A 24,777-nucleotide genomic window follows, 5' to 3' on the forward strand; every position below is an offset into this window, starting at 1 on the left:
ACGATGGCCTCATGGGGCACGCGCAGCTGAAGTCGATTCACGTTCATCCGGTCAAGGCGTTCCGGGGCACAGCGCCCCGGGAGGCCGTCGTGGAGCCCTGGGGGCTGGCCGGAGACCGACGCTGGGCGCTGATCGACGACGGGGGAAAGGTCGTGACGCAGCGTCAGCAACCGCGCCTCGCGCTGGCCGCCGCCGAGCTCCTGCCCGGCGGCGGCGTCCGGTTGTCCGCGCCCGGCATGGACCCGCTGACCGTGTCCGTTCCGACCACGGCCGGCACCGTGCCGATGCAGATCTTCCGTGACAAGGTCGAAGCGGTCCTCGCCGAGGACGATGCCGCGCACGCCTGGTGCAGTGCCTTTCTCGGCACCGACACGCGCCTCGTGCACATGGACGCCCCCGGCACACGTCGCCCCGTCGACCCGGAGTACGCGCTGCCGGGCGAGACGGTCAGCTTCGCCGACGGCTTCCCACTGCTGGTCACCACCACAGCCTCCCTCGACGCGCTCAACTCCCTCATCGCGCGAGGTGATCACGCGGACGAGGGCCCGTTGCCCATGAACCGCTTCCGCCCGAACGTGGTCGTCTCGGGCACCACCGCCTGGGCGGAGGACGACTGGTCGCGCATCGCCATCGGCGAGGTCACCTTCCGTGTTCCCAAGAAGTGCGGGCGCTGCGTGGTGACCACGACCGACCAGGCCACCGCCGAGCGCGGCAGGGAGCCCCTGCACACCCTGGGCAGGCATCGGCGCCTGGACGGCAAGCTGGTGTTCGGACAGAACATGGTTCCCGTCTCCGGCGGCACGATCCGGGTCGGCGATCCGGTCACGATCCTCGGCTGAGAAATCACCCCCGCGAGCGGCGGCGTGCGGGAACCGGGGCCGGTGGCCCACGCGTTGGGCATTTCGTGAGAAGTTCATGAGAGACCCAGTGGCGGTGATTTCGCTCTCTCTTCGCCGGACTCGCGGGTGAACGGCTCTGGCAGGGGTTATCACGGAGCGGGAAGGGGGTGACCGACGGATGCGGGCGATCAGCGGGCTCTGGCGCTGGCGGGACAATCCGCTGTGCCGTGCGACCGATCTGGTCGAGGCCTGGGTCGCCCTCGCGGCCCTGCTGCTGATCCTTGTCGTCACGCCCTTGGTCGGCTCACTGGTCGGCGGCCTCGCTCAGGACGCCCTGCAGGAGTCCGTGCGTGAACAGCGCGCGTCCCGGCATGTGGTGACGGCGACGGTGGTCCGCAAGCTGGACGGCTCTCCGCTGGACGCCGACCCGGAGGCGGCCACCGGACGGGACTTACGCACCCGGGTCATGGCCGACTGGACCGCCCCGGACGGCACCGTGCACCAGGGTGCGGTCACGACGGGCCTCGACACCCCACAATCCGGCGACCGGTTCAGGATATGGACGGACCGGCACGGCCGCGCGGTGGCCCGCCCGCTGGACTCCGCGACAGCGGCGACGCACGCGGTACTCGCCGGGTTCGGTGCGGCTCTGCTGACCGTCGGCCTGGTCGAGGGCGGCAGACGGCTGGTCGTCTGGCGCATGGTCCGTCGCCGGTACGCGCGTTGGGACCAGGCGTGGGACAAGGCGGGTCCGGACTGGGGCCGGACCGGCACCGGCAGCTGACGGCCTTACGGCTCTGGTCAACCCACCGCCCGCGCGCACGCTACGGTGGACCGGCCGAACTCTTCGGCAGCAAAACCCGCGTACTACGAGGTGGGGGCACATCAACGCCATGGCACAGGGCACGGTCCAGGTGACGCACACCGGCACATCGCGGTGGCGGCGCCGCACGGGTGAGTACGCGTCGCTCGCCGCCGCCCTGGAGGCCGCGGCCGAAGGTGACGTCCTCACCGTCGCGCCCGGCACCTACCGGGAGAACCTCGTCGTCCAGCGGGCGGTGACCCTCCGCGGCCCCGAGGGCTCCCCGGGTTCGGTACGGATCGCGCCGCTCGACGGTGTGCCGCTGACGGTGCGCGCCTCGGCCGTGGTTCAGGACCTGCATGTGGAGGGTCAGGACGCGGCGGCGCCCGCTGTGCTCGTGGAGGAGGGTGCCCCGGAGCTGTCGGACGTCCGGATCGTCACGCGGTCCGCGGCCGGGATCGAGGTGCGGGGCGGCGCCCGGCCGACCGTGCGGCGCTGCACCGTCGACAACCCCGCGGGCATCGGCATCGCCGTACTCGACGGCGGGGGCGGGGTGTTCGAGGAGTGCGAGGTCGTCGCGGCCGGCCAGGCGGGCATCGCCGTGCGCGGTGGCGCGCACCCGCGTCTGGAGCGCTGCCGGGTCCACCACGCCTCGGGCTCGGGGCTGACGGCGACCGGTGAGAACTCCGCGCTGGAGGCCGTGGGTTGCGAGGTCTACGAGGTCCGGGGTTCCGGCGTCCAGATCACCGGCCGGGCCACCGCCCACCTCACCGACTGCGATGTGCACCGCACCACCGCCGACGGTGTCACGCTCGACACGGACGCCGTGCTGACCCTGGCCGACTGTCGTATCCACGACATCCCGGAGAACGCGGTCGACCTGCGTTCCCGCTCGGTGCTGACCCTGACCCGCACGACGGTGCGGCAGTTCGGCCGCAACGGCCTGTCGGTGTGGGATCCGGGCACACGCGTGGACGCCAACCAGTGCGAGATCTTCGACAGCACGGGCGACTACCCGGCGGTGTGGGTCAGCGACGGCGCCACAGCGGTGCTGGACTCCTGCCGGGTGCACGACGTGCCGGACGCCTTGTTCGTCCTGGACCGCGGTTCGCGCGCGGACGTCGTCGACAGCGACCTGTCCCAGGTGCGCAACACGGCCGTGTCGGTGAGCGACGGCGCCACCGCCCAACTCGACGACTGCCGGATCCGGGACGCCGCGACGGGCGCCTGGTTCCGGGATCACGGCAGCGGGGGCACCCTCAACAACTGCACCCTGGACGGCAACCAGACGGGCGTGATCGTCACCAAGGGCGCCGACCCCACCATCGAGCGCTGCACGGTCGAGTCACCGGCGGAGGCCGGGTTCTACGTCTCGGCGGGCGGCCGCGGCACCTTCCTGAACTGCCGGGTGCGGGGCAGCGCCGGGTACGGCTTCCATGTGATCGACGGCTGCCGCACGACGCTGAGGAAGTGCCGTACGGAGCGGTGCGCGCGCGGCGGGTACGAGTTCGCGGACGGCGGCCCGGACGCGGCCTCCGGCGGCCCCGACGTGGAGGACTGCACCAGCGACGAGAGCGCGGGCCTCAGGCCGCCGGTCCCGGCGCCGGAGACCGCCGTGCAGACGGTGGGCCAGTCCCCCGGGCTCCTCGGCGCGATCCCCGGCCAGCGCAGCACCGAGCAGGAGCCGCTGATCGCCGCCTCGGAGCCCGAGCAGCCGACGCGGACCTCCAAGGCCGTCCTCGGTGAACTGGACGCGCTGGTGGGCCTGGAGAGCGTCAAGCGCGAGGTGCGCGCCCTCACCGACATGATCGAGGTGGGGCGGCGCCGCCAGCAGGCGGGACTGAAGGCGGCGTCGGTCAAGCGCCACCTGGTCTTCACCGGCTCCCCCGGCACCGGCAAGACGACGGTCGCCCGGCTCTACGGCGAGATCCTCGCCTCCCTCGGTGTGCTGGAGAAGGGTCACCTGGTCGAGGTGTCCCGCGTCGACCTGGTCGGCGAGCACATCGGCTCCACCGCGATCCGCACGCAGGAGGCTTTCGACAAGGCGCGCGGTGGTGTCCTGTTCATCGACGAGGCGTACGCGCTGTCGCCGGAGGACTCGGGCCGGGACTTCGGCAAGGAGGCCATCGACACGCTGGTGAAGCTGATGGAGGACCACCGGGACGCGGTCGTGGTGATCGTGGCGGGTTACACGGCCGAGATGGAGCGCTTCCTCTCGGTCAACCCCGGTGTGGCGTCCCGTTTCTCGCGGACCATCACCTTCAGCGACTACGGCCCCGACGAACTGCTGCGGATCGTGGACCAGCAGGCCGAGGAGCACGAGTACCGGCTCGGCCCGGGCGTCGCCGAGGCCCTGCGGAAGTACTTCACGGCCATCCCCAAGGGCCCGGCGTTCGGCAACGGCCGTACGGCACGCCAGACCTTCGAGGCGATGGTGGAGCGGCACGCGAGCCGGGTCGCCCAGCTCGACGAGCCGAGCACGGACGACCTGACGCTGCTGTACGAGGAGGACCTGCCGGAACTGCCCTGAGGCAGCCGGTTCGTTCAGGCGCCGGTGGTGTCGGCCTGGGGCTCGGTGTCCGGTCGCTGTGCCGGCACCGCCGGCCGAAGCCGCTTCAGCAGCCGTTGCCGCTCCTCCGCGAACGCCGGGTCCGCCTGGTAGTCGCCGTGCCCGAGGATGGGGGCGGGCAGGGGGTGTGCGGGTGTACGGCCGTAGGCCAGCGGATCCTTGAGCGCCTCGCGGTCCACCGTGGGGGTGCAACTGCCGGGCAGGCGGACCGGGCCGCCGATGGGGTCGGTCGGGCGGTACAGGTTGCGCCAGCAGTCGACCTCGGCGTGCAGGGAGGTGAGCGCGGCCGGGCAGAAGTGGGCCGGGAACCAGCGGCCGTAGAGGCGCTCCAATGGAGAGCCGTAGGTCAGGAGCGCGACCCTCCTGCGGTCGGCGGGTGTCAGCTGCCAGGCAGCCGCGGCCGCGAGCACACTGCCCTGGGAGTGCCCGGAGATGACGAGGCGCCGGTCGTCCTCGGCGCGGGTCCAGGTCGCCATGCGCCAGGTCAGGTCGGGTACGGCACGCTCGGCGTAGCAGGGCGGCGCGAAGGGGTGGGCGGCGCGGGGCCAGAAGGTGCCGACGTCCCAGAGGATGCCGATGGTGCGCCGTGCGGAGGCGTCCTTGTAGGCGCGCCTGCCCCAGGTGACGAACAGTATGAAGCCGACGCCGATCAGCCAGGAGCCCAGCGCCTGCGCGGTCTCGGCGGCGCCGTGGACGAAGGCGTACGCCCCGTCGGCGGCCGCGCTGGGTGTCTCGTCGGTCGTCAGGGCGCCGACCAGGGCTCCGGCGCCCAGAAGCAGGGTCGCGGTGGAGGTGACGGCGACGAGGAGAGGGGCGCGGTCGGTGAGCGTCGCCATCGCGCGCGTGCTCGCGATACGGCGGGTGCGGGCCGTGTCCCGGGGCTCGCCGGCGTAGTCGAGCTCCACCTTGCCCAGCTCGGTGCGGCGCAGCAGCCAGGCCCGCCGTGCCAGCCACCCGCAGAGCAGCAGCAGGAGGACCAGGAGCGGTGGGATCACGGACGCCTGCCAGGTCAGCAGAACCGGCGGACCGGCGATGGACGTGCCCGTGCCGTCGAGCCAGTCGGCCACCCGCTGGGCGACCCCGCCGGACATCACCCCGCCGAGGGCGCAGGCCAGCATCACCACGGCCGGTCCGCCCAGGCCGCGCATCACGGCGCGTGGGTCGGGCCGCGTGCGGTGGAGGACGTGGGCGACGACGGCGAGGACGATGACGAGGAGGCCTTGGAGGAAGGCGATCGCGCCGAAGGTGGGGTCGCCGGGGAGACGGCCGGTCGACTGCCAGCCGGGCCGCTCCCAGCCGGCGTACACCAGGGCGAACGCCAGGAGGACGAGGGCGGCGAGCGGCAGGCGCCGTACGAGATGCTCGTCGAGTTCCTGGTCGAGGCGGTTCTCGCTGCGGCCCCGGCGGCAGACCACCCACACGACGACGATGGCGCAGACGACGAGCGCCGCGTCCAGGAGCCACCCGAGCGCGTCGAGGAGCGCGGGGCCGCCGGGCCCACGGTCGAAGCGTGCCGCCGCCGAGCCGACCGCCGCGGCCACCGTCAGCAGGCCGGCGGCGGTGTGCGCGGCGCGCAGCCGGGCGACCAGGCGACGGCCGTACCAGAAGCCGGGGCGGCCCAGGGCGGTGCCGCCGGGCTCCTCGTCGGGCTCGGGCTCGCGGGACATCGGCTGCTGGGACTCGTACGCGCTCCAGGTGCGGCGGGAGAGGTACCACAGCAGGCCGGTCAGCGCGGCGGGCACCAGGGCGGCGAGGGCGAGCCTGCGGCCGGGGTGGCTCCACCAGCCGCCGTCGGAGACCGTGGGTGACAGGAAGCCCAGCCAGCTGTGCCGGTCGGCACACGCGCGCGTGCCGGCGCACTGCCAGGCCGCGAGGTCCAGGGCGACCTCGCAGGCGGCCGCGACGAGCAGCACCGTCAGGGTCAGCCCGGCGAGCCGTACGAGGAGGCCGTACAGACGCACCGTGCGCTTGCGGTCACGCGTGGTGGGGCGCATCCAGTGGGCGAGGTTGACGACCATGAACGGCAGTAACAGCAGCCACAGGGCGCGTGCGCTGTTCCCGGAGGTGAGGTTGCACCAGACGTACGCCTCGGGCACCGGTCTGCCCCGGTAGTCCTCCGGTCTGTCCTCCGCGTCGACGTCGTCGGCGCGCCGGAACACGGCGGCCGTGCCGTCGCCGGTGATCCGCACGGTCCGCGGATCATCGAGCATCTCCTGCGGTGTGGTGCCGCCGACTCCGTGTACCAGGAGTTCCAGGGCGATTCCGGCACCTTCGTGTCTCTGCGCACGTTCCACTGTTGGCACTTCCCCCGTGACGAGCCCTCGGCTTCTGTCCGTGCGGGCACAAGGATCTCCCCGGAGAGGGGTCCGTACACCTCTCGTCACGGAATCTCCCCGATCCGTGTGACGGGGAGGGGAACGGGAGATGGGGAAGTGACATGCGCGCGTCGGGACAGCCAGTGGCGCGACCGCTACGGAGCCATGCGAGGATGGGACGTCCCGCGCACCGGGAGGGGTGAGAATGTCCTCATCAGAGCAGGTGCGCAGGGCGTGGCGGACAGCTTGAGGCGAAAGGACCGGAGCGTACGTGAGTGAGAATCAGAACCTCCTCGCGGAGCAGCGGCGCGCCCTGATCCTGGACGAGGTCCGGCGCCGAGGCGGGGTGCGTGTCAACGAGCTGACCCGCAAGCTCGGCGTGTCGGACATGACGGTGCGCCGCGATCTCGACGCGCTCGCCCGGCAGGGCGTGCTGGAGAAGGTGCACGGCGGCGCGGTCCCGGTGGTCGAGGCCAGCACGCACGAGCCGGGCTTCGAGGCCAAGTCGGGTCTGGAGCTGACGGCCAAGGAGGACATCGCGCGGGCGGCGGCCGAGCTGGTCGCGCCGGGCAGCGCGATCGCACTGTCGGGCGGTACGACGACGTACGCGCTGGCCCACCAGCTGGTCGACGTTCCCGACCTCACGGTGGTCACGAACTCGGTGCGGGTGGCCGACGTCTTCCACGCCGCGCAGCGCACGTCGGGCCCCCGGCAGGGCGCGGCCACGGTCGTACTGACCGGCGGGGTCCGCACTCCGTCCGACTCGCTGGTGGGCCCGGTGGCCGACCAGGCGATCGCGGCGCTCCACTTCGACGTGCTGTTCCTCGGTGTGCACGGCATATCGGTCGAGGCCGGCCTGTCCACGCCGAACCTCGCGGAGGCGGAGACCAACCGGCGTCTGGTGCAGTCGGCGCGCCGGGTCGTGGTGGTCGCCGACCACACCAAGTGGGGTGTGGTGGGGCTGAGTTCGTTCGCGGCGCTGGAGCAGGTCGACACGCTGGTGACGGATGCCGGCCTCGACTCCGAGGCGCGCTCGGAGATCGCGGAGCAGCTGCGGCGGCTGGTGGTGGCGGGCGAGCCCGACGAGGACGCTGATCTCTGACGGGGCGGGCATCCGAGGGTGCCGGCACGTGAGCGTGCAGGCAGTTGAGGGTGCAGACATCTGACGGGGCGCCAGCTATGGTGACGCTGCCCGGTGCGGCGTCGGCATAGGGGGTTTCGTCCATGGCTCACCTGCTGCGTGAGGTGGGGCTCGACTTCGTCGGGACCGCGCCCGTACGGCATGTCTTCGCGCGGGAGATCTCCGCTCCCCCGGAGACGGTCCACCGCGCGCTGGCCGAGGACGTGCCGGGCTGGACGGAGTGGTTCTCGGCGGTGAAGCTGGCCCGTCCGCTCGGCGACGGAGCCCGGCGCGAGATCCGGCTCAAGGGCGGTACCCGCTTCGAGGAGACGATCCTCGCCGCGAAGAGCCCCGAGCTGTACGCCTACCGCGTCGACGTCACCAACGCGCCGGGGGCCCGGGCCATGGTCGAGGAGTGGCGGCTCACCCCGGCCGGGACGGGCACGCTGGTGCGGTGGACGTTCGCGGTGGACGGCACGGCACCCTTCCGGTTCGCCTTCGGCCTCGCCCGGCCCGGTCTCGGCCGGGCGTTCCGGGACGCGGTGACAGCGCTGGACCGGCGGCTGGCGGCCACGGCGCCCTAGGGGGTGCTGCGGGCGGCGTCAGCTCTGCGGGACGTCCTTGACGAACACGAGGCCGTCGCTGTCCGCCAGGTGGGCCGGGTCGATCGGGGAGTAGCCGAACCAGGGCGACACCCGGGGCGCGGGCAGGGGGTCGCCGAGGGCGGTGGCCAGGCGCGGGGCGTCGATGAGGCAGCTGTCCCCGGGGAGCGCGTACAGGAGGCCTTCGACCGTCTCCGGCGGCGGGGTGTCCACTCCCTGGTGCCTGATCGTGCCCAGGGCGGTTGCCACGAAGGCGTACTCCTCGCCGAGCCGGGCACTGACCAGCGCACCGGCGCTCCACCACTCCACGGGCATCCCGCCCATCCGCATGGTGCTCTTCTGCCGCTGGAGATGGCCGTTGTGGGCGTGGGCCAGGGCCGGGCCCCGAGCGGCGACGGCGAGGAGGTTGCGGGCCATCATCTGGTCCCGCACGCTCACCAGCCAGGTCATACGGGCCGGTGAGGTGTCGGCCATCCAGTAGTGGTAGCGCAGCAGGCCGGTCGCGGTGCGCCCGTACAGGCTCGCGCGCTCCCAGTCGGCCCGCGAGGTCGCCCTGATCAGGTACGGCGTCCGCGCGTCGAGCAGCGCCACCAGATCGTCGGCGAGCAGCCGCAGCCGACCGGCTTCGGCCGACCGCCCCACCGACCGGGCCGGGTCCATCATCGCGGCCGGCTCGGTCCACCGCTCGTCGGCGCCGATCAGGTGGTCGAGTTTCTCGCGGGTGCAGGGGAGCAGGGCCGCGTCGACCCAGGTCGAGAGGTAGCCGTGGAGCGCCGTGAGGGCCTGCCGGGGGCTCGCGGCGCCGGTGATCTCCAGCGGGCCGTCGAAACCGGCGAAGCGGAGCCGCTCGGACGCGGGCCGGTCCTCGTTGTGGGCGCGCATCCAGGCGACGAGCTCGCGGTTGGCCGCCGAGGCGCCCCAGCCGTGGCTGAATCCCCGCTCCATGACCTCGTCGAGAGTGCCCGTGCCCGAGGTGACGTAGTCGTCCACGACCAGGCCCATCATGCAGTCGCTCTCGATCGTGATCGTCCGGTAGCTCTCCTCCTCGACGAGTTGCCGGAAGAGGGCGTTGCGCAGGTCGAGCAGAGTGTCCTCACCGTGCGTGGGCTCTCCCAGGGCGAGCAGCCGGGGCCGGGCGGGGAGCAGCCCCATGACGGCGGCGGCCTCGACGGCATGGGCGGTGTCCTTGATGTCGGTAGCCATGCCTTCAACGGTATCGTTGAACCTTCGGTTGAAACTTTCCCGCGATATCGTCGGGTTCATGGGGCGAAACCTTCAAACGGGCGGGCGGCTCAGGCCCGTCGATCTGGCGCGCGAGCATGGTCTCTCCACGCAGGCGGTCAGGAACTACGAGGAGGACGGCATCCTGCCGGCCGCCGGTCGCACACCCCACGGCTACCGCGTCTACACCCCGCTGCACGCCGGGGCTCTGCGCGCATTCCTTGCCCTGGTGCCCGCCCATGGCCACCAGACTGCGACGTCGATCATGCGGGCCGTGAACCAGGGCGCGGTCGACGAGGCGTTCCGTCTCATCGACGAGAGCCACGCCCAACTCCTCGACGACCGCCGGACCCTCCGGGCGGTGGAGAGCGCCCTGCGCGACCTGGAACCCGCCACGGCGCCCGAGCCCGGCGGCATGTTCATCGGGCCGCTGGCGGGGAAGCTCGGGATCCGGCCCGCGACGCTGCGGAAATGGGAGCGCGCCGGGCTGGTGCACCCGCGTCGCGACCCGCGGACGGGGTACCGCGTCTACGACGAGGCCGCCGTACGGGACGCCCGGCTGGCCCATCAGCTCAGGCGGGGCGGCTACCTGCTGGACCAGATCGCCCCGCTGATCGCCCAGGTGCGGGCGGCCGGCGGGCTGGAGCCGCTGAAGGCCGCGCTGCGCGACTGGCACAGCCGACTGTCCGCCCGCGGGCGAGCCATGCTGACCGGGGCCGCGGATCTGGAGGCCTACCTCCGCGAGCGCGGATGAGATCTCGGACGAGCCTTCGATCGGAAGTCGCGGGCTGAGCCTTACCGCTCACGGCCGGCCCGGTCCTCCGCTCACTCGGGCCAGACGCCCGTGTTCAGCAGGTGCTCGATGGCCGTCGCGTACGGTGCGATGTCCAGGCCCTGCTCGGCCAGCCACGCGTCCGAGTAGTACTTGTCGAGGTACCGGTCCCCCGGGTCGCACAGCAGCGTCACCACGCTCCCCTGCCGCCCCCCGGCCACCATCTCGGCGACGATCTTCAGCGCGCTCCACAGCCCGGTGCCGGTGGAGCCGCCCGCCTTGCGGCCGATGGCCTGCTCCAGGGCCCGCACGGCGGCCACGCTGGCCGCGTCCGGCACCTTCATCATCCGGTCGACGGCGCCGGGCACGAAGCTCGGCTCCATGCGCGGCCGGCCGATGCCCTCGATGCGCGAGCCGCGGCCGCAGGTGACGTCCGGATCGCCGGTGGTCCAGCCCTCGAAGAAGCACGAGTTCTCCGGATCGGCGACACAGATGCGGGTGTCGTACTGCATGTAGTGGACGTACCGGGCGATGGTCGCGGAGGTGCCGCCGGTGCCGGCCGTGGCGACGATCCACGTGGGCTCCGGGAACCGCTCCAACTCCAGCTGGCGGAAGACGGATTCGGCGATGTTGTTGTTGCCGCGCCAGTCCGTGGCCCGTTCGGCGTAGGTGAACTGGTCCATGTAGTGGCCGCCGGTCTCCACCGCGAGGCGTGCGGACTCCTCGTACATCTTCCGTGAGTCGTCCACGAAGTGGCACTGTCCGCCGTGGAACTCGATCAGACGGATCTTCTCGGCGCTCGTCGTGCGCGGCATGACCGCGATGAAGGGCACGCCGATCAGCTTCGCGAAGTACGCCTCGGAGACGGCCGTCGAGCCGCTGGAGGCCTCGATCACGGGGCGGTGCGGCCGGATCCAGCCATTGCACAGGCCGTAGAGGAACAGCGAGCGGGCGAGCCGGTGCTTGAGGCTGCCGGTCGGGTGGGTCGACTCGTCCTTCAGGTACAGGTCGATGCCCCACTGCTCCGGCAGCGGGAAGCGCAGCAGGTGGGTGTCGGCCGAACGGTTGGCGTCGGCCTGGACCTTGCGTACGGCTTCTTTCAGCCAGGCGCGGTAGGCGGCGTCGCTGTGGTCGACGTCGAGGGTCACGCCGGACGGGATGTGCTGGATGGTGCTCACGGCGCTGCTCCTCATGCGGTGCGGCAGCGGCGACTCGCGCGGCCGTCGGTTCGAGCATAAACATCTTCCGCACGCTTCTCACCTGCATAAACACACCTTTGAGCGCCTCAAAGAAACCGCTGGGCCGATGGTTTCACCGGGGCGCTGGGGGCGCATTCGCGCGAGTGCTCCGAACGCCCCGGTCAGAGACCCCATGCGTACTGGTGCTCGACGCGGGACGCGGGCAGACTGCACCGGACGGGACGGCGATCCCGAACGGGGTGCACACTGGATCACGACCAGGGCCGGCATCGGCGCAGGACGGGCCGGCACACCGACGCGCACAAGGGGGCGGGGCATGGCCGAGCCGGAGTTCAGGGCCACGGGCGTGCGGATCGGGAAGCGGCTGCGCTCGCTGACCCGGGCCGGACAGGTGCGGATCAGCGACGGCAGGGTGCAGTTGCTCACCAGCTACGGCAGTGAGATCGACAGCGCGCCGGTGCAGGCGGTCCGGGCGTCCAAGCCCTGGTTCTCGGACGACCGGGCGCTGGCGGACCTGAACGGCAACCGCTACTCACTCACCCTGGGCGATCACGACCCCGCCCCGGGGGAACCAGGACCTCCCGCGGCGCGCCGGTTCATAGAGGCCGTACGGAAGGCCGCGGGGCGTAAGGGCTGAGTCACCGCGAGTTGCGGTATCCCACCCCCTGCGTCACGCTGGTCTCACGTCACTCTGGGTTTACCGGCGATAACGCTGCGAACCAGCCCGCCGGCCACGACAGCAGGCGGCCGTTGTCTCAAGCACCCTGCTGGATCCGTACTCCGTGTTCTTCCGGACCTCTTCAGTCGGGGAGTCGCAGCCGTGATCAGTCACCCAAGCAGGCACTGCACGGTGGAGCTCCAAGCCCTGCCGTCGCGGATCGGCCAAGTCCGCAGAATCGTATCGGCGCAGTTGCGCTACTGGCATCTGGACGCCTTGATAGACCGCGCCGCGCTCGGTGTGACCGAGCTGTTGACCAACGTCCACCAGCACGCCCAGCCGGACAAGATGTGCACCGTCGAGATCGAGCTGCTGCTCGACCGGCTCATGGTCTCGGTGCGCGACCACGACCCGCGTCTGCCGATCGTGGCGGACGCCAAGGACGCCGACACCCTCGCCACCTGCGGGCGCGGGCTTGCGATGGTGGCCGCCTTCAGCGAGAGCTGGGGTGTGCGCCCGGACGGCGAGTCCGGCAAGGTCGTGTGGTTCGCGCTGCCGACGCCCGTGGCGGCCCGGGGCACGGACGCGCGGTCGCCGCAGCGCTCGGCCGGGGCGACCGTGGCCGCGGTGGCGGTGGCCGTGGAAGAGCCCGCGCGGCAGTTCGCCGAGGTCGGGGCGCGGGTTGATCTGCGCAGGCCCGAGCATGCTCCCGCCCGGTCGGCCGTTGTCGGTTGACCGGGCGGTGAGGGGGCGGTCGCAGTGCTGTCGCCCTTGGCTCTGAGGGTCACTCTGTGGCGATCGCCCTCAGGACGTCCAGGCGTGCCGCGCGGCGCGCCGGGCGTAGGCCTGCCAGGGCTCCGGCGGTCAGGCCGACCAGGGCGACCACCAGCAGTTGCAGCGGCGGCATCGCGAAGGCGAAGGCACTGTCGCTCGCTCCGTCGGAGGCCGCCACCAGCACCCAGCCGAGGAAGGCGCCGAGGGCGAGGCCGCCGACCGTGCCGAAGGCTGCCACCAGGACCGACTCCCAGCGGACCATCGCGCGCAGTTGGGAGCGGGTCTGGCCCACGGCCCGCAGCAGGCCGAGTTCGCGGGTGCGCTCGTGGATCGCCAGCGTGAGGGTGTTGGCGATGCCGAGGAGGGCGATGAGCACCGCCAGGGCGAGCAGCGCGTAGACGAGGGTCAGCATCATGTCGATCCCGCCGGCCGCCGATTGCGCGTACTCGTCGCGGGTTTGCACCTCGGGGTCGCCGTACTGAGCGGCCACCTCTTCCACCGCCGTCCTGCCGGTGTCCGTGCTCACGCCGTCCTTGAAGGAGACGGTGAGTAGGGTGTCGGCGTCCTGGGTGCGATGCGGAGCCCAGGCGTCGCGGGTGATGACATAGTCGCCGGCGAGTTCGGACCGGCCGTAGACCGCGCGGACCGTGAAGGTCTGTGCCTGGCCGTCGGTGAAGGTGAGGCGGGCCTTGTCGCCGGTCGTCAGGTTCTGCTTGTCGGCCTCCTTCCGAGTGATCGCGATGCCGTCGGTGCCGAGGTCACGGAGGGAGCCGTGGACGGTGCCGAGGTCGAAGGTGCGTTCCAGGGCGACCGGGTCGGTGACCGTCAGGGCCCTTCCCTTGCCGTTCACTTCGGCGACGCCCCGGCCGAGTCCGACGGCCGTGTCGACCTCGGGCAGCCGCTGGACCGCGTCGGCGAGGCGCGGGCTCAGGCCGCTGCCGCCCGCGCCGAACGACGGGGTGCTGACGGCCACGTCGCCCGCGAAGGACCGGGACACGGTCTGGTCCATCGTCGCCTTCAGCGAGGCGCCGAACACCGTGAACAGGGAGACGACGGCGACGCCGATCATCAGGGCGCTCGCGGTGGCGGCCGTTCGCTTCGGGCTGCGCAGCGCGTTGCGCCGGGCGAGTCCGCCGGTGACGCCGCGCAGTCGGCCGAGGGGGCTACCGAGCACCCGTACGGCCGTCGTGGAGGCGACGGGGCCGAGGACCACGAAGGCGGCCAGGGCGAGGGTGGCGCCGGTTCCCGCCAGCCAGAGGGACGGGGTCAGCAGAACTCCGCCGAGCGTGACGCCGATCGCCAGGGCGAGCAGGCCCACGCCGGTGACGGCGCGGGCTCGCGAGGCGCCGGAGGTGTCGACGGCCGTCTCGCGCAGGGCGGCCAGGGGTGCGGTGTGGCCGGCTCGCAGGGCGGGGAGCAGGGCGGAACCGAGGCAGACCACGATGCCGACCGCGAGCGGCAGGGCCATGGAAAGGGCCGTCACCACCAGGTCGCCCTCGGGGAAGGGGAATCCGATCGCCGGGAACAGGGCCTGGAGACCCGCTGCGATGCCGATGCCGCCCGCGAGGCCGGCCAGGGACGCGGTGACGGCGACGGCGATCGCCTCGACGAGGGTCGACGCGGTGACCTGGCGGCGGGAGGCGCCGAGGGCGCGCAACAGGGCGTTCTCCCGGGTGCGTTGGGCCACGACGATCGCGAAGGTGTTGTGGATGGAAAAGGTCGCGACCAGGAGGGCCACGCCGGAGAAGACCAGGAGGAAGGTGGTGAAGAGGGTCAGGAACTGGCTGGAGATCATGTCGGTGTTCTCCTCGGCCGACTCCTGGCCGGTGATGGCCTCGACGCCGCGGGGCAGCACGGTCGTCAGTTCCTCGACCAGTTCCCGCTGGCTGGTACCGGGGCCGGCCCGCACCTGGATGCTCGCGGCCTCGCCGGGCCGGGCCGTGAGGTACTTCTCGGCGTCGGCCCGGGTCATGCCGGTGAAGGTCACCTGGGCCATGCCGTCCTCGCCGCCGAAAGTCGCGAGGCCGACGATGGTCACCTTGACCGGGTCGGGCGTACGCAGGGTCGTCGAGTCGCCGATCTTCAGGTCGCCTCGTTCGGCGGTCCCCTTGTTGACGACGACCTCGCCGGACTTCTCCGGGGCACGGCCTTCGGCCAGGCGGTACGGGTTGAGGCCGGGGTCGGTGATCCAGTTGCCGGCGAGGGTGGGCGGGCCCTGGCCGCCGATGGGGTCGCCGTTCCTGCCGACGAGCTGACCGGCGCCCTGGATGTCGGGCGCGGCCGCCGCGACGCCGGGGGCCTGCTCGATCGTGCGCACCAGGTCCGTGTCGACCGGTTCGCGCACGCCCTCGCTCTCACCCGGCGTGGTGATGGCGTCGGCACTGCGGACGACGGCGTCCGTGCCGCTGGTCGCCTTGCCGAACATCGTGTCGAAGCCGGCGCGCAGGGTGTCGCCCATGACGAGGGTTCCGGCCAGGAAGGCCACGCCGAGGAACACCGCGAGGAACGTACCGGCGAAGCGGCGCGTGTGGGCGCGCAGGGAGGACACGCTCAGGCGGACAGACGTGTTCATGAGGGCACCTCGAAGGCTTTCATGCGGTCCAGGACCTTGTCGGCGGTCGGGGACTCCATACGGTCGACCAGGCGTCCGTCGGCGAGGAAGACGACCTCGTCGGCGTGGGCGGCGGCCACCGGGTCGTGGGTGACCATGACGACCGTGCGGGCCGTCTGGCGCACCGCGCGGCCGAGCAGGCCGAGGACCTCCTCGCCGGAACGGGAGTCGAGGTTGCCGGTCGGCTCGTCGGCGAAGACGACGTCCGGCTGCCCGGCGAACGCCCGGGCGACGGCGACGCGTTGCTGCTGGCCGCCGGAGAGCTCGGAGGGTCGGTGGTGGAGCCGGTCGCGCAGGCCGACGACGTCGATCAGCGCGTCGATCCACTCCGTGTCTCCTTTGTCGCCGTGGCCGCCCCTGCTGCCCTTGCTGCCCTTGTTTCCCTTGCTTCCCTTGCTTCCCTTTCCGCCCGCGAGGTCCAGCGGCAGCCTGATGTTCTCCGCGACCGTCAGCGTCGGCACCAGGTTGAAGGCCTGGAAGACGAAGCCGACGCGGTCGCGGCGCAGGAGGGTGAGGCGGCGGTCGTCGAGGCTGCTCAGCTCGGTGTCCCCGATGTGGGCGGTGCCCGAGGTGAGGGTGTCGAGGCCGGCCGCGCAGTGCATCAGCGTGGACTTGCCGGAGCCCGAGGGCCCCATGATCGCGGTGAAGCGGCCGACCGGGAAGTCGACGCTCACCCCGTCCAGGGCCCTCACGCCGGTGTCGCCGGTGCCGTACACCTTCACGGCGTCGACGACGCGGGCGGCCGTCGGCGTCGTCGTGACGGTCGTGGTCGTCGTGACGGTCGTGGTCGTCATGCCGCACCGCCCTTGCCCGTGCCGCCGAACTGCTCGTCCAGGACGGACAGTCGGCGCCAGTACTCGTCCTCGTCGATCTCGCCGGAGGCGAAGCGGTGCCCGAGCACGGTGATGGGTGAGTTGTCGTCGGCGGCCGACCGCCAGGGGGCGCGGCGTCCGCGCCACACCGTGCGGCGCAGCAGCGTGATGCCGCCGATCACGACGGCCGCCCAGATCAGCGGGAAGAGGAGGATCCACGGGCCGGGGCCGCCGTCGGCGAAGTGAGCCAGGGTCTGCATCTCGATTCATCTCCCGAGTCGGTTCGGTGGTCGTTCGGTGATGCTTCGAGACTCGCGCCGGGGACGGGTCCGGGTCGTCGTACGGCCAGCGGCAGTGCGCGTACCCCTCGGGGAGTACGCAGAGCTGGTTGCGCTGCTCCGGAGGGGCTCGACTTCTGTAACTACTAGTATGTACAATGAGGGCATGAGCGCATCGGACACCTCGGACCGGCTGATCGAGTCCACCCGCGAACTGCTGTGGGAGCGGGGCTATGTCGGCACCAGCCCCAAGGCGATCCTGGAGCGTTCGGGCGCCGGGCAGGGCAGCATGTACCACCACTTCAAGGGGAAGCCGGATCTGGCGCTGGCCGCGATCCGCCGTACCGCCGAGGAGATGCGGGCTACCGCCGCGGGAGTACTCGACGGGCCGGACACGCCGTACGAGCGCATCGAGGCGTATCTGCGGCGCGAGCGCGATGTACTGCGCGGCTGTCCGATCGGGCGGCTGACGATGGACCCGGACGTGATCGCCAGCGACGAACTGCGGGCACCCGTCGACGAGACGCTCGACTGGCTGCGGGAACGGCTCGCCGGGATCGTCGAGGAGGGCAAGGAGCAGGGCCAGTTCGCGCCCGGGCTCGACGGCGAGTCGATCGCGGCGACGATCGTCGCGACCGTCCAGGGCGGCTACGTTCTCGCCCGCGCGTCCGGGTCGCCCGCCGCCTTCGACGTGGGCGTCCGGGGCTTGCTGTCCCTTCTCGCACCGCACCAGAAGCACTAGAAGCACTTGAGGCACCTGTGGCACCTGGAACGGCTACAGCAACTACCGCACCTACCGCATTTACCGCACCGGAAAGGCGAGTCGATGCACGCGATGCAGTACGAGATCACCCTGCCCGCCGACTACGACATGGGGATCATCCGCCGCCGCGTCGCGAGCCGGGGGCATCTGCTCGACGACTGGGAGGGGCTCGGGTTCAAGACGTACCTGATGCGCGAGCGCGGTGTGCACGGATCGCCGGTCAACCAGTACGCGCCGTTCTATCTGTGGAACTCCGTCGCCGGGATGAGCGCGTTCCTCTGGGGCGGCCCTTTCCAGGGCATCGTCGACGACTTCGGGCGACCGTCGGTGCGGCAGTGGTCCGGGGCGGTGCACGCGGAGGGCCGTGACGCCCACTCCCCCGCGCGGATCGCGGTGCGGCGGCGCCAACGGGTGCCGGACGACGGGCTGTTGGCCGACTTCATGGCGGAGACGGCGCGGGAGACGGAGCGGCTGGCCGCCGAGGACGGAGCGGTGCTCGCGGCGGCGGCCGTGGACACGAACCGTTGGGAGCTGATCCACTTCTCCCTTTGGGGAAACGACACGCCCAAGGCCGACGGTGACATGTACGAGGTGCTGCACATGTCCGAGCCGGGGCGGGACCGGTTGCCGGGCTGACAGGGAAGGCGAACACGACACATGGCACTGGAGATGCGCGACCGATGTGAGCGCTGCGAGACGGCGGCGCTGCCGCTGGACGCGCCTGCCCGTATCTGCTCGTACGAGTGCACCTTCTGCGTGCCGTGCAGTGACGCGATGGCGGACATCTGTCCCAACTGCGGGGGCGAGCTGGTCCCCAGACCTCGCCGTTCGTGACATTCACAGCAAGGAGACCCTGACATGCCCTTCGTCCGCATCGACGCCCTCGGCGCCGACCCCGAGCGGCTGGACGCGCTCGGCCGTGCCGTGCACGACTCCCTGGTGGAGGCCATCGGGATCCCGTCCGACGACCGGTTCCAGGTGCTGGTCGGGCATGACGGCACCCGCAGCACGCTCCGCTACGACGACAACTACCTCGGCATCCACCGGGACGACGGCATCGTGTACGTCACGATCACCCTGCGCTCCGGCCGGTCCCCCGCGCAGAAGCAGGCGCTGTACCGGCGCATCGCCGAACTCGCCCACTCCTACGCGGGGACCGAGCCGCGGAACGTGTTCGTCCATCTGATCGAGAACGAACCCGTCAACTGGTCGTTCGGCGAGGGAGTGGCGCAGTACGCCGACTCCCCCGCCCCCGTCGATTCACCCGCCCTCACCGGGCCGTCGGGAAGCTGAGGTGACCTCGGTCGGTCAGCCTGCCGTCGGGCTCTGCCGGGCCTCCGCTCGCAGGAAACCGTGACTCCGCTCCGCTTTCGCCACATGGAGCGTGTAGCTCTGGTACCAGTCGGCTCGCCCGCGCTCTTGTGCCGCGCGGTGCTCGACGTTGGTCCGCCACTCCGTCAGGGCGTCGGCGTCGCGGAAGTAGCTGACGGTGATGCCCAGCCCGCCGGGAGTCTGGGCGTGGTCCATCCCCAGGAACCCCGGTACATCCTTCACCAGGTCTTCCATGCGCGCGTTGGTCTCGCTGTAGTCGTTCTGGTTCGGGGTTCGCACCGTGCTGAAGACAGCCACGTAGTAAGGGGGTTCATAGGCCTCGACGGGCGCGACAGGCGCTTCCGAGTGATTGCTCATGGCGCGACGGTAGGGCGGGACACACCCAGCGAGCCAGCGCCTTTTCCGAACGGGACGCATAAGGGACCGGGCTCCGGCCCAAAGCCTCACGACTGCCTGACGTCCAGGCGTCCGAGGCGGGCCACGTTCTCCCGGTCCTGGGTGTCCTCGCTCGCCTCGCCGGCGAACCAGGCGTCGAGGATCTCCTTGAGGAGCGGCTCGGACGTCAGGCGCAGGCTGAGCGCGAGCACGTTGGCGTCGTTCCAGCGGCGGGCGCCGTCCGCCGTGTAGGCGTCCGTGCACAGGGCGGCCCTGACGCCCGGCACCTTGTTCGCGGCGATCGACGCGCCCGTGCCGGTCCAGCAGCACACGACCGCCTGGTCCGCCGTGCCGTCGGCGACCTGGCGGGCGGCAGCCTCGGAGCAGGCGGCCCACTGGGGGTCGTCGCCGGGGCTCAGCGCTCCGTGGGTCACCACGTCGTGACCGCGGCCGCGCAGCTCGGTGACGAGGAGGCGGGCGACGGGTTCGTCCATGTCCGAGGAGACGGAGATCCGCATGGCATGAAGCGTACCCGCGTCTTCGCCGGGAGTGCGGCCGTCCGGGCGGCGGCCGCGCCTGGAGGGAGGGCCCCGCAGGGCGCGAACACGCCGCAGCTGCCTTCCGAGGTCGTCCTGCCGTCACGCACCGCCTAGGCGAGGGCCCCCAGCGGATCGTCCAGCACCGGCTGCCAGGCCAACTCGGCGGCGCCGACCAGGCTGTTGTGGTCCAGGGTGCAGGCGAGGATCGGGACGCCGCCGCTCTGGCCCCAGAGGCTCCGGTCGGCGACGACGGCGCGCAGGCGGTCGGGGTCGGTGTCGAGGAGGGTGCGGTGCAGGCCGCCGAGGATGATGCGGTCCGGGTTGAGGATGTTGACCAGGCCGGCGAGGCCGAGGCCGAGGCGGTCGATGAGGGCCTCGGTGGCGGTGCGGACCGTCGGGTCGTCGTACTGGGTGCGGATCAGGTCGTTGGCCTGCTGGATCAGGGAGCCGTCGGGACCGGGCTCGCGGCCGGCCGCCGTGAGGAGGGCCAGCGGGTCGGCCTCGACGTCCAGGCACCCCCGGCTGCCGCAGTGGCAGGGTCTGCCCTCGGGGTTCACGGTGAGGTGGCCGACCTCCAGGGCCAGGCCCGAACTGCCGGTGTGCAGACGGCCGTCCAGCACCAGCGCGCCGCCGACGCCCCGGTGCCCGGTGGCCACGCACAGCAGGTCACGGGCGCCGCGGCCCGCGCCGTGCCGGTGCTCGGCGAGGGCGGCGAGGTTGACGTCGTTGGCGGCGAAGGCCGGTCCGGTGATCCCGGCCGCGCGCACGCACTCCGTGAAGATGCGGCGCACCGGCGCGCCCACGGGCCAGGCGAGGTGGAGGGGGTTCAGCGCCAGGCCGTCGGGTTCCGCGACCGCGGAGGGGACGGCGAGGCCCGCGCCGACGCAGCGCCGGCCCGTCGTGCGCAGAAGCTCGGCGCCGGCCTCGACCACCGAGCCGAGGACCTTCGCCGGATCGGCGTCGACCGTCTCGCGCCCGGGCGCGGTGGCGACGATACGGCCGCCCAGGCCGACCAGCGCCGCCCGGAACCCGTCGGCGTGCACCTGTGCGGCGAGGACGACCGGGCCGTCCTCGGCGACCGCCAGCCGGTGCGAGGGCCGCCCCTGCGAACCGGCCGCCGCGCCGGGCCGGGCGTCGACCCGGATCAGCCCGAGCGCCTCCAGCTCGGCGGCCACCGCGCCGGCCGTGGCCCGAGTGACCCCGAGTTCGGCGGTGAGGACGGCACGCGTGGGGGCGCGTCCGGTGTGCACGAGCTCCAACGCGGGTCCGAGCGCACCGCGCCCCCGGTCCAACCGCGTCCTCGAGGTGGTTCCTTCCCCCGCCGTCCGGGGGTCCGCCTTGCCGCTCATGAGGGCGAGTCTCCCATGATCCGCAGCTGCGGCGGCCTACAGGCCGCTCACTCTGAGCGTGATGTTCAGCCGCCCGGTCAGCCCCAACTCCGGCGGTGCGGTGCCCGGCTGCACCTTCGGCACCCCGTGGTGGGCGAGCCGCGACGGGCCGCCGAACACGAACAGGTCGCCGCTGCGCAGTTCGACGTCCGTGTAGGGCCGGGTCCGGGTCTCGGGGTTGCCGAAGCGGAAGACGCAGGTGTCGCCGAGGCTCAGGGACACCACGGGCGCGTCCGACTTCTCGTCGCTGTCGCGGTGCATGCCCATGCGGGCGCCGGCGTCGTAGAAGTTGATCAGCGCGATGTCGTAGGCCGCCTCCGGTTCGCCGAGGGTGTCCCGCACCGCGCGGCGGCCGAGCTCGTCCAGCCATGCCGGGAACGGTTTGACCGGGGCGCCGTCGCCGTCGACGACCGTGCGGGCGTAGGCGTACGGGTACCAGTGCCAGCCCAGGCAGACCTGCCGGGCGGTCATGGTGCCGCCGCCCGGCGTGCGGACCGTGCGCAGCCCGGCCGGTGGCCGCGCCCACTCCCGGCAGCGGCCAGCAGCTCACGCTGGCGGCCCGGATCCAGCCAGTCGGGCACGTGCACCGCGCCCGGCGCGACCTCCGTACGCTCCCGGGGGAACAGCTCGGCGTCCATGCGTCCCATCCTCCCGCACCCGCCGTGAGCTGCGGCTCGAAGCGTCCCTGGGGTCGCTTAGCCTTGACGCACGATGAACGACCGTATGACGACGCCCTGGGGCGAGCTCGCGCTGACCCGTTTCCCCGAGGACCCCCGTGACCGGCTGCGCGCCTGGGACGCCTCCGACGAGTACCTGCTGAGGCACCTGGCGGAGCGGGAGATCCCGCTGTCCGGCACGGTCGTGGTCGTCGGTGACCGCTGGGGCGCCCTGGTCACGGCGCTCGCGGCGCGGGGCCCGGCGCAGATCACGGACTCCTACCTGGCCCAGGAGGCGACCCGTGCCAACCTCGCCCGGCAGGGTGTCGAACCCGGCACCGTCCAGCTGCTCACCACGCAGGACCCGCCGCCGGAGCGCGTCGACGTCCTGCTCGTGCGGGTGCCGAAGAGCCTGGCGCTGCTGGAGGACCAGTTGCTGCGGCTGGCGCCCGCGGTGCACGAGGAGACGGTCGTGGTGGGCACCGGGATGGTGAAGGAGATCCACACCTCGACGCTCCAGCTGTTCGAGCGGATCCTCGGCCCGACCCGCACCTCGCTCGCCGAGAAGAAGGCCCGGCTGATCTTCTGCACGCCCCGGTCGTCCGTGGAGCGGCCCGCGAACCCGTGGCCGTACACCTACGACCTCCCCGACGGCATCGGCACGGTCTCGGGACGCACGGTCGTCAATCACGCGGGCGTCTTCTGTGCCGACCGGCTCGACATCGGCACGCGGTTCTTCCTTGGGCATCTGCCCGGCAGCAGGGGCGCGCAACGGGTGGTGGACCTCGGGTGCGGCAACGGCGTCGTCGGTACGGCGATGGCGCTGGCGAACCCGGCGGCCGAGGTGTTGTTCGTGGACGAGTCGTTCCAGGCCGTGGCCTCGGCGGAGGCGACGTACAAGGCGAACGGGGTGCCGGGGCACGCGGAGTTCCGGGTCGGGGACGGGCTGGCGGGCGTGCCGGCCGGGAGCGTGGACCTCGTGCTCAACAACCCCCCGTTCCACTCCCACCAGGCGACGACCGACGCGACGGCCTGGCGGATGTTCACCGGGGCCCGGCGTGCGCTCCGGCCGGGCGGTGAGCTGTGGGTGATCGGCAACCGGCATCTCGGCTACCACGTGAAGCTGCGGCGGCTGTTCGGCAACAGTCAACTCGTCGCCAGTGACCCGAAGTTCGTGGTGCTGAAGGCCGTCAAGAAGTAGGCGTTCCCGGTGTCAGGACGTCACGGCGTCCGGCGTCAGGGTCTCACCGTGTCCGCTGCGGCGCCCCCTCAGGACCCCGATGATGCCCGCCACCGCCCGCACCATCGCCTCCCGCCCCACGCTCAGGTACTTGCGTGAGTCGACCGCCTCGGGGTGGGCGGCGAGGAAGTCGCGGATCGCTCCCGTCATGGCGATGTTGAGGGCTGTGCCGACGTTGACCTTGGCGATGCCGCCCGCGACCGCCGCGGTGAGTTCGTCGTCGGGGACGCCGGAGGAACCGTGCAGGACGAGGGGGACGTCCAGGGTGGCGGCCAGGCGCTTGAGGAGGTCGTGGTCGAGGGTGGCGGTGCGGGTGGTCATGGCGTGCGAGCTGCCGATGGCGACGGCGAGGGCGTCGACGCCGGAGTCGGTGACGAAGGCGTGCGCCTCGGCGGGGTCGGTGCGGGCTCCCGGGGCGTGGGCGTCGAGGGGCGGCTCCCCGTTCTTGCCGCCCAGCCGGCCCAACTCGGCCTCGATCCACAGGCCTTGGGCGTGTGCCCAGTCGACGGCCGCCTTCGTCGCGGCGAGGTTGTCCAGGTACGGCAGCCGGGCCGCGTCGTACATCACCGAGCTGAACCCGGCGTCCGGCGCCTGGCGCAGCAGGTCGTCGCTCTGGATGTGGTCGAGGTGCAACGCGATGGGGACGGCGGCGCGTTCGGCGGCGGCGACGGCCGCGCGGGCGAGCGGGAGGAGCCGTCCGTAGCGGAACTTGACGGCGTTCTCGCTGACTTGGAGGACGACGGGCGAACTCGCCGACTCCGCACCGGCGATGACGGCTTCGATGTGCTCCAGGGTGATGACGTTGAAGGCGGCGACGGCGGAGCGGGTTGCGGTGGCGCCGGTGATGAGCTCGCCGGTGGTCACGAGGGGCACGGCCTGTCCTTTCGTCTGTTCCCGCTCGGCGCGCCTCGGCGCGTGGGGGGATGTGTCACGGGGCGAGGATCACCGAGCGGGTGAGGTGGCGCGGCTGGTCCGGGTCGAGGCCGCGGGCCGCGGCGACGGCGACCGCGAGCCGCTGGGCGCGGACCAGTTCGGCGAGGGGGTCGAGGCGGCCCTCGATCCACAGTCCGCCGGTGGCGCGGACCTGTTCGGCCAGCCCCTCGGGAGCCTCACCGAACATCCAGGCGGCGGTGCCGCCCGTGGTGATGCTGATGGGGCCGTGCCGGTACTCCATGGCCGGGTAGGCCTCGGTCCAGGACAGCGACGCCTCGCGCATCTTCAGCCCGGCCTCGTTGGCCAGCCCCACGGTCCAGCCACGGCCGAGGAAGGTGAACTGGCCGCACTCCACGAGCCCTTCGGGCAGGTCCGCGGCGAGCGCGGTGCGGGCGTCGGCCACGACCGCGTCGGTGTGCAGGCCGAGGTGGGCGCGGAGCAGGGTGAGGGCGGTGGTCGCGAACCGGGTCTGCACGACGGACCGTTCGTCCGCGTAGTCGAGGACGACGACCTCGTCGGCGGCCGTCATGACGGGCGTGTCCGGGTCGGCGGTGACCGCCGTGGTACGCGTCCTCCCCTTCAACCGGCCCAGCAGGTCGAGCACTTCGGTCGTCGTACCGGAGCGGGTGAGGGCGAGGACGCGGTCGTACGCGCGTCCGTGCGGGAACTCCGACGCGGCGAAGGCGTCCGTCTCGCCCCCGCCTGATCCCTCGCGCAGTGTGGCGAACGCCTGCGCCATGAAGTACGACGTTCCGCAGCCGACGACCGCGACCCGCTCCCCCGGTTCCGGCAGCACCCCGCCGAGGCCGGTCGCCTCGGCCGCGGCGCGGGTCCAGCACTCGGGCTGGCTGTTGAGCTCGTCCTCGACATGCGTCATGCCGCCACCTTCGGGCTCCAGAGGAGCATTGCGGAGTGCCTGTGCTTGTTCTTGCAAGATATCGCTAACTTTCGAGCAGAATCAAGCATTGCGGTGGAGTGG

General features: G+C 72.1%; 25 protein-coding genes and 1 pseudogene. 14 read left to right on the forward strand and 12 right to left on the reverse strand.

What is annotated here, in order from left to right; all coding sequences use genetic code 11:
* Positions 1–11 precede the first annotated feature (11 nt).
* From ABIE67_RS06240 to ABIE67_RS06250, 3 genes are all read left to right on the forward strand, one after another.
* The gene (locus ABIE67_RS06240; protein WP_370254560.1) at positions 12–839 is read left to right on the forward strand and encodes an MOSC domain-containing protein; all 828 of its coding nucleotides are present in this window, start codon (positions 12–14) and stop codon (positions 837–839) included.
* A 178-nt stretch (positions 840–1,017) separates the two neighbouring features.
* Positions 1,018–1,623, forward strand: a complete 606-nt coding sequence (locus ABIE67_RS06245; protein ID WP_370254564.1) for a hypothetical protein — start codon at positions 1,018–1,020, stop codon at positions 1,621–1,623.
* 109 nt (positions 1,624–1,732) lie between these two features.
* A complete protein-coding gene (locus ABIE67_RS06250) occupies positions 1,733–4,171 on the forward strand; it encodes a right-handed parallel beta-helix repeat-containing protein (protein ID WP_370254569.1) in 2,439 nt (812 codons plus the stop codon).
* A gap of 14 nt (positions 4,172–4,185) precedes the next feature.
* On the opposite strand, the gene ABIE67_RS06255 is transcribed toward ABIE67_RS06250, so the two are convergent.
* Positions 4,186–6,504, reverse strand: coding sequence for a hypothetical protein (locus ABIE67_RS06255; RefSeq protein ID WP_370254573.1), 2,319 nt, complete (start codon positions 6,502–6,504; stop codon positions 4,186–4,188).
* A 292-nt stretch (positions 6,505–6,796) separates the two neighbouring features.
* Between ABIE67_RS06255 and ABIE67_RS06260 the strand changes: the two genes are divergently transcribed.
* Positions 6,797–7,627, forward strand: a complete 831-nt coding sequence (locus ABIE67_RS06260) for a DeoR/GlpR family DNA-binding transcription regulator (RefSeq protein ID WP_370254576.1) — start codon at positions 6,797–6,799, stop codon at positions 7,625–7,627.
* Positions 7,628–7,749: 122 nt separating this feature from the next.
* Positions 7,750–8,229: an SRPBCC family protein gene (locus ABIE67_RS06265; RefSeq protein WP_370254580.1), complete on the forward strand. Its 480-nt coding sequence runs from the start codon at positions 7,750–7,752 to the stop codon at positions 8,227–8,229.
* A gap of 18 nt (positions 8,230–8,247) precedes the next feature.
* Here the strand turns inward: ABIE67_RS06265 and ABIE67_RS06270 are convergent, their stop codons facing one another.
* The gene (locus ABIE67_RS06270) at positions 8,248–9,450 is read right to left on the reverse strand and encodes an erythromycin esterase family protein (RefSeq protein WP_370254585.1); all 1,203 of its coding nucleotides are present in this window, start codon (positions 9,448–9,450) and stop codon (positions 8,248–8,250) included.
* Positions 9,451–9,508: 58 nt separating this feature from the next.
* Between ABIE67_RS06270 and ABIE67_RS06275 the strand changes: the two genes are divergently transcribed.
* The gene (locus tag ABIE67_RS06275; protein ID WP_370254590.1) at positions 9,509–10,222 is read left to right on the forward strand and encodes a TioE family transcriptional regulator; all 714 of its coding nucleotides are present in this window, start codon (positions 9,509–9,511) and stop codon (positions 10,220–10,222) included.
* A 71-nt stretch (positions 10,223–10,293) separates the two neighbouring features.
* Here ABIE67_RS06275 and ABIE67_RS06280 read toward each other — a convergent pair whose 3' ends face one another.
* Complete coding sequence (locus ABIE67_RS06280) at positions 10,294–11,418, reverse strand: PLP-dependent cysteine synthase family protein (RefSeq protein ID WP_370254594.1); 1,125 nt, start codon at positions 11,416–11,418, stop codon at positions 10,294–10,296.
* 337 nt (positions 11,419–11,755) lie between these two features.
* Here ABIE67_RS06280 and ABIE67_RS06285 point away from each other — a divergent pair, with 337 nt between their 5' ends.
* Both ABIE67_RS06285 and ABIE67_RS06290 read left to right on the forward strand, forming a co-directional pair.
* A complete protein-coding gene (locus ABIE67_RS06285) occupies positions 11,756–12,076 on the forward strand; it encodes a hypothetical protein (RefSeq protein ID WP_370254599.1) in 321 nt (106 codons plus the stop codon).
* Between the two features lie 183 nt (positions 12,077–12,259).
* On the forward strand, positions 12,260–12,832 hold the full coding sequence (locus tag ABIE67_RS06290) for an ATP-binding protein (protein ID WP_370254604.1): 573 nt from the start codon (positions 12,260–12,262) through the stop codon (positions 12,830–12,832).
* Positions 12,833–12,881: 49 nt separating this feature from the next.
* Here ABIE67_RS06290 and ABIE67_RS06295 read toward each other — a convergent pair whose 3' ends face one another.
* Genes ABIE67_RS06295 through ABIE67_RS06305 form a run of 3 tightly spaced genes read right to left on the reverse strand, consistent with a single transcriptional unit; the run spans position 12,882 to position 16,554 of the window.
* Positions 12,882–15,443, reverse strand: a complete 2,562-nt coding sequence (locus ABIE67_RS06295) for an ABC transporter permease (protein ID WP_370254608.1) — start codon at positions 15,441–15,443, stop codon at positions 12,882–12,884.
* Positions 15,440–16,276, reverse strand: a complete 837-nt coding sequence (locus ABIE67_RS06300) for an ABC transporter ATP-binding protein (RefSeq protein ID WP_370254612.1) — start codon at positions 16,274–16,276, stop codon at positions 15,440–15,442. Before ABIE67_RS06300 ends, ABIE67_RS06295 begins: the two co-directional genes overlap by 4 nt.
* Positions 16,273–16,554 (reverse strand): SHOCT domain-containing protein, encoded by a 282-nt coding sequence (locus ABIE67_RS06305; RefSeq protein WP_370254617.1) that lies wholly within the window; start codon positions 16,552–16,554, stop codon positions 16,273–16,275. The genes ABIE67_RS06300 and ABIE67_RS06305 overlap by 4 nt, the downstream gene beginning before the upstream one ends.
* A 169-nt stretch (positions 16,555–16,723) precedes the next feature.
* Here ABIE67_RS06305 and ABIE67_RS06310 point away from each other — a divergent pair, with 169 nt between their 5' ends.
* The 4 genes from ABIE67_RS06310 (at position 16,724) to ABIE67_RS06325 (ending at position 18,628) form a co-directional block, all read left to right on the forward strand.
* Positions 16,724–17,314, forward strand: coding sequence for a TetR/AcrR family transcriptional regulator (locus ABIE67_RS06310; protein ID WP_370254621.1), 591 nt, complete (start codon positions 16,724–16,726; stop codon positions 17,312–17,314).
* An 84-nt stretch (positions 17,315–17,398) separates the two neighbouring features.
* Positions 17,399–17,971 carry a DUF4865 family protein gene (locus tag ABIE67_RS06315; RefSeq protein WP_370254626.1) on the forward strand — a complete coding sequence of 191 codons (573 nt, stop codon included), beginning with the start codon at positions 17,399–17,401 and terminating at the stop codon, positions 17,969–17,971.
* Positions 17,972–17,992: 21 nt separating this feature from the next.
* Positions 17,993–18,169, forward strand: coding sequence for a DUF1272 domain-containing protein (locus ABIE67_RS06320; protein WP_370254631.1), 177 nt, complete (start codon positions 17,993–17,995; stop codon positions 18,167–18,169).
* Positions 18,170–18,193: 24 nt separating this feature from the next.
* The gene (locus ABIE67_RS06325; RefSeq protein WP_370254635.1) at positions 18,194–18,628 is read left to right on the forward strand and encodes a tautomerase family protein; all 435 of its coding nucleotides are present in this window, start codon (positions 18,194–18,196) and stop codon (positions 18,626–18,628) included.
* Between the two features lie 15 nt (positions 18,629–18,643).
* On the opposite strand, the gene ABIE67_RS06330 is transcribed toward ABIE67_RS06325, so the two are convergent.
* Positions 18,644–19,024 carry an antibiotic biosynthesis monooxygenase gene (locus ABIE67_RS06330; RefSeq protein WP_370254639.1) on the reverse strand — a complete coding sequence of 127 codons (381 nt, stop codon included), beginning with the start codon at positions 19,022–19,024 and terminating at the stop codon, positions 18,644–18,646.
* 86 nt (positions 19,025–19,110) lie between these two features.
* Positions 19,111–19,560 carry an RpiB/LacA/LacB family sugar-phosphate isomerase gene (locus ABIE67_RS06335; RefSeq protein ID WP_370254643.1) on the reverse strand — a complete coding sequence of 150 codons (450 nt, stop codon included), beginning with the start codon at positions 19,558–19,560 and terminating at the stop codon, positions 19,111–19,113.
* 3 nt (positions 19,561–19,563) lie between these two features.
* Here ABIE67_RS06335 and ABIE67_RS06340 point away from each other — a divergent pair, with 3 nt between their 5' ends.
* Positions 19,564–19,695, forward strand: coding sequence for a hypothetical protein (locus tag ABIE67_RS06340; protein WP_370254647.1), 132 nt, complete (start codon positions 19,564–19,566; stop codon positions 19,693–19,695).
* Here ABIE67_RS06340 and ABIE67_RS06345 read toward each other — a convergent pair.
* Positions 19,692–20,930 (reverse strand): ROK family protein, encoded by a 1,239-nt coding sequence (locus ABIE67_RS06345; RefSeq protein WP_370254653.1) that lies wholly within the window; start codon positions 20,928–20,930, stop codon positions 19,692–19,694. The two genes, ABIE67_RS06340 and ABIE67_RS06345, sit on opposite strands and share 4 nt — an antisense overlap.
* 36 nt (positions 20,931–20,966) lie before the next feature.
* Positions 20,967–21,607 (reverse strand): annotated as a pseudogene (locus ABIE67_RS06350) (alpha-ketoglutarate-dependent dioxygenase AlkB).
* 85 nt (positions 21,608–21,692) lie between these two features.
* Here ABIE67_RS06350 and ABIE67_RS06355 point away from each other — a divergent pair.
* The gene (locus ABIE67_RS06355; protein ID WP_370254657.1) at positions 21,693–22,826 is read left to right on the forward strand and encodes a methyltransferase; all 1,134 of its coding nucleotides are present in this window, start codon (positions 21,693–21,695) and stop codon (positions 22,824–22,826) included.
* A 12-nt stretch (positions 22,827–22,838) separates the two neighbouring features.
* Here the strand turns inward: ABIE67_RS06355 and ABIE67_RS06360 are convergent, their stop codons facing one another.
* The gene (locus ABIE67_RS06360; RefSeq protein ID WP_370254661.1) at positions 22,839–23,738 is read right to left on the reverse strand and encodes a ketose-bisphosphate aldolase; all 900 of its coding nucleotides are present in this window, start codon (positions 23,736–23,738) and stop codon (positions 22,839–22,841) included.
* Positions 23,739–23,793: 55 nt separating this feature from the next.
* Positions 23,794–24,675 carry an SIS domain-containing protein gene (locus ABIE67_RS06365; RefSeq protein ID WP_370254666.1) on the reverse strand — a complete coding sequence of 294 codons (882 nt, stop codon included), beginning with the start codon at positions 24,673–24,675 and terminating at the stop codon, positions 23,794–23,796.
* Between the last annotated feature and the right edge of the window lie 102 nt (positions 24,676–24,777).

Origin of the sequence: Streptomyces sp. V4I8 (assembly GCF_041261225.1) — a bacterium.
GTDB lineage: Bacteria > Actinomycetota > Actinomycetes > Streptomycetales > Streptomycetaceae > Streptomyces.

What these genes read in the sequence shown, in the direction of transcription:
- ABIE67_RS06355 (WP_370254657.1), top strand. Translation starts at nt 21,693, where the DNA reads ATGACGACGCCCTGGGGCGAGCTCGCGCTGACCCGTTTCCCCGAGGAC.
- ABIE67_RS06240 (WP_370254560.1), top strand. Translation starts at nt 12, where the DNA reads ATGGGGCACGCGCAGCTGAAGTCGATTCACGTTCATCCGGTCAAGGCG.
- ABIE67_RS06325 (WP_370254635.1), top strand. Translation starts at nt 18,194, where the DNA reads ATGCCCTTCGTCCGCATCGACGCCCTCGGCGCCGACCCCGAGCGGCTG.
- ABIE67_RS06300 (WP_370254612.1), bottom strand. Translation starts at nt 16,276, where the DNA reads ATGACGACCACGACCGTCACGACGACCACGACCGTCACGACGACGCCG.
- ABIE67_RS06365 (WP_370254666.1), bottom strand. Translation starts at nt 24,675, where the DNA reads ATGACGCATGTCGAGGACGAGCTCAACAGCCAGCCCGAGTGCTGGACC.
- ABIE67_RS06315 (WP_370254626.1), top strand. Translation starts at nt 17,399, where the DNA reads ATGCACGCGATGCAGTACGAGATCACCCTGCCCGCCGACTACGACATG.
- ABIE67_RS06270 (WP_370254585.1), bottom strand. Translation starts at nt 9,450, where the DNA reads ATGGCTACCGACATCAAGGACACCGCCCATGCCGTCGAGGCCGCCGCC.
- ABIE67_RS06295 (WP_370254608.1), bottom strand. Translation starts at nt 15,443, where the DNA reads ATGAACACGTCTGTCCGCCTGAGCGTGTCCTCCCTGCGCGCCCACACG.
- ABIE67_RS06275 (WP_370254590.1), top strand. Translation starts at nt 9,509, where the DNA reads ATGGGGCGAAACCTTCAAACGGGCGGGCGGCTCAGGCCCGTCGATCTG.
- ABIE67_RS06245 (WP_370254564.1), top strand. Translation starts at nt 1,018, where the DNA reads ATGCGGGCGATCAGCGGGCTCTGGCGCTGGCGGGACAATCCGCTGTGC.
- ABIE67_RS06330 (WP_370254639.1), bottom strand. Translation starts at nt 19,024, where the DNA reads ATGAGCAATCACTCGGAAGCGCCTGTCGCGCCCGTCGAGGCCTATGAA.
- ABIE67_RS06305 (WP_370254617.1), bottom strand. Translation starts at nt 16,554, where the DNA reads ATGCAGACCCTGGCTCACTTCGCCGACGGCGGCCCCGGCCCGTGGATC.
- ABIE67_RS06340 (WP_370254647.1), top strand. Translation starts at nt 19,564, where the DNA reads ATGAAGCGTACCCGCGTCTTCGCCGGGAGTGCGGCCGTCCGGGCGGCG.
- ABIE67_RS06310 (WP_370254621.1), top strand. Translation starts at nt 16,724, where the DNA reads ATGTACAATGAGGGCATGAGCGCATCGGACACCTCGGACCGGCTGATC.
- ABIE67_RS06250 (WP_370254569.1), top strand. Translation starts at nt 1,733, where the DNA reads ATGGCACAGGGCACGGTCCAGGTGACGCACACCGGCACATCGCGGTGG.
- ABIE67_RS06265 (WP_370254580.1), top strand. Translation starts at nt 7,750, where the DNA reads ATGGCTCACCTGCTGCGTGAGGTGGGGCTCGACTTCGTCGGGACCGCG.
- ABIE67_RS06335 (WP_370254643.1), bottom strand. Translation starts at nt 19,560, where the DNA reads ATGCGGATCTCCGTCTCCTCGGACATGGACGAACCCGTCGCCCGCCTC.
- ABIE67_RS06285 (WP_370254599.1), top strand. Translation starts at nt 11,756, where the DNA reads ATGGCCGAGCCGGAGTTCAGGGCCACGGGCGTGCGGATCGGGAAGCGG.
- ABIE67_RS06345 (WP_370254653.1), bottom strand. Translation starts at nt 20,930, where the DNA reads ATGAGCGGCAAGGCGGACCCCCGGACGGCGGGGGAAGGAACCACCTCG.
- ABIE67_RS06320 (WP_370254631.1), top strand. Translation starts at nt 17,993, where the DNA reads ATGGCACTGGAGATGCGCGACCGATGTGAGCGCTGCGAGACGGCGGCG.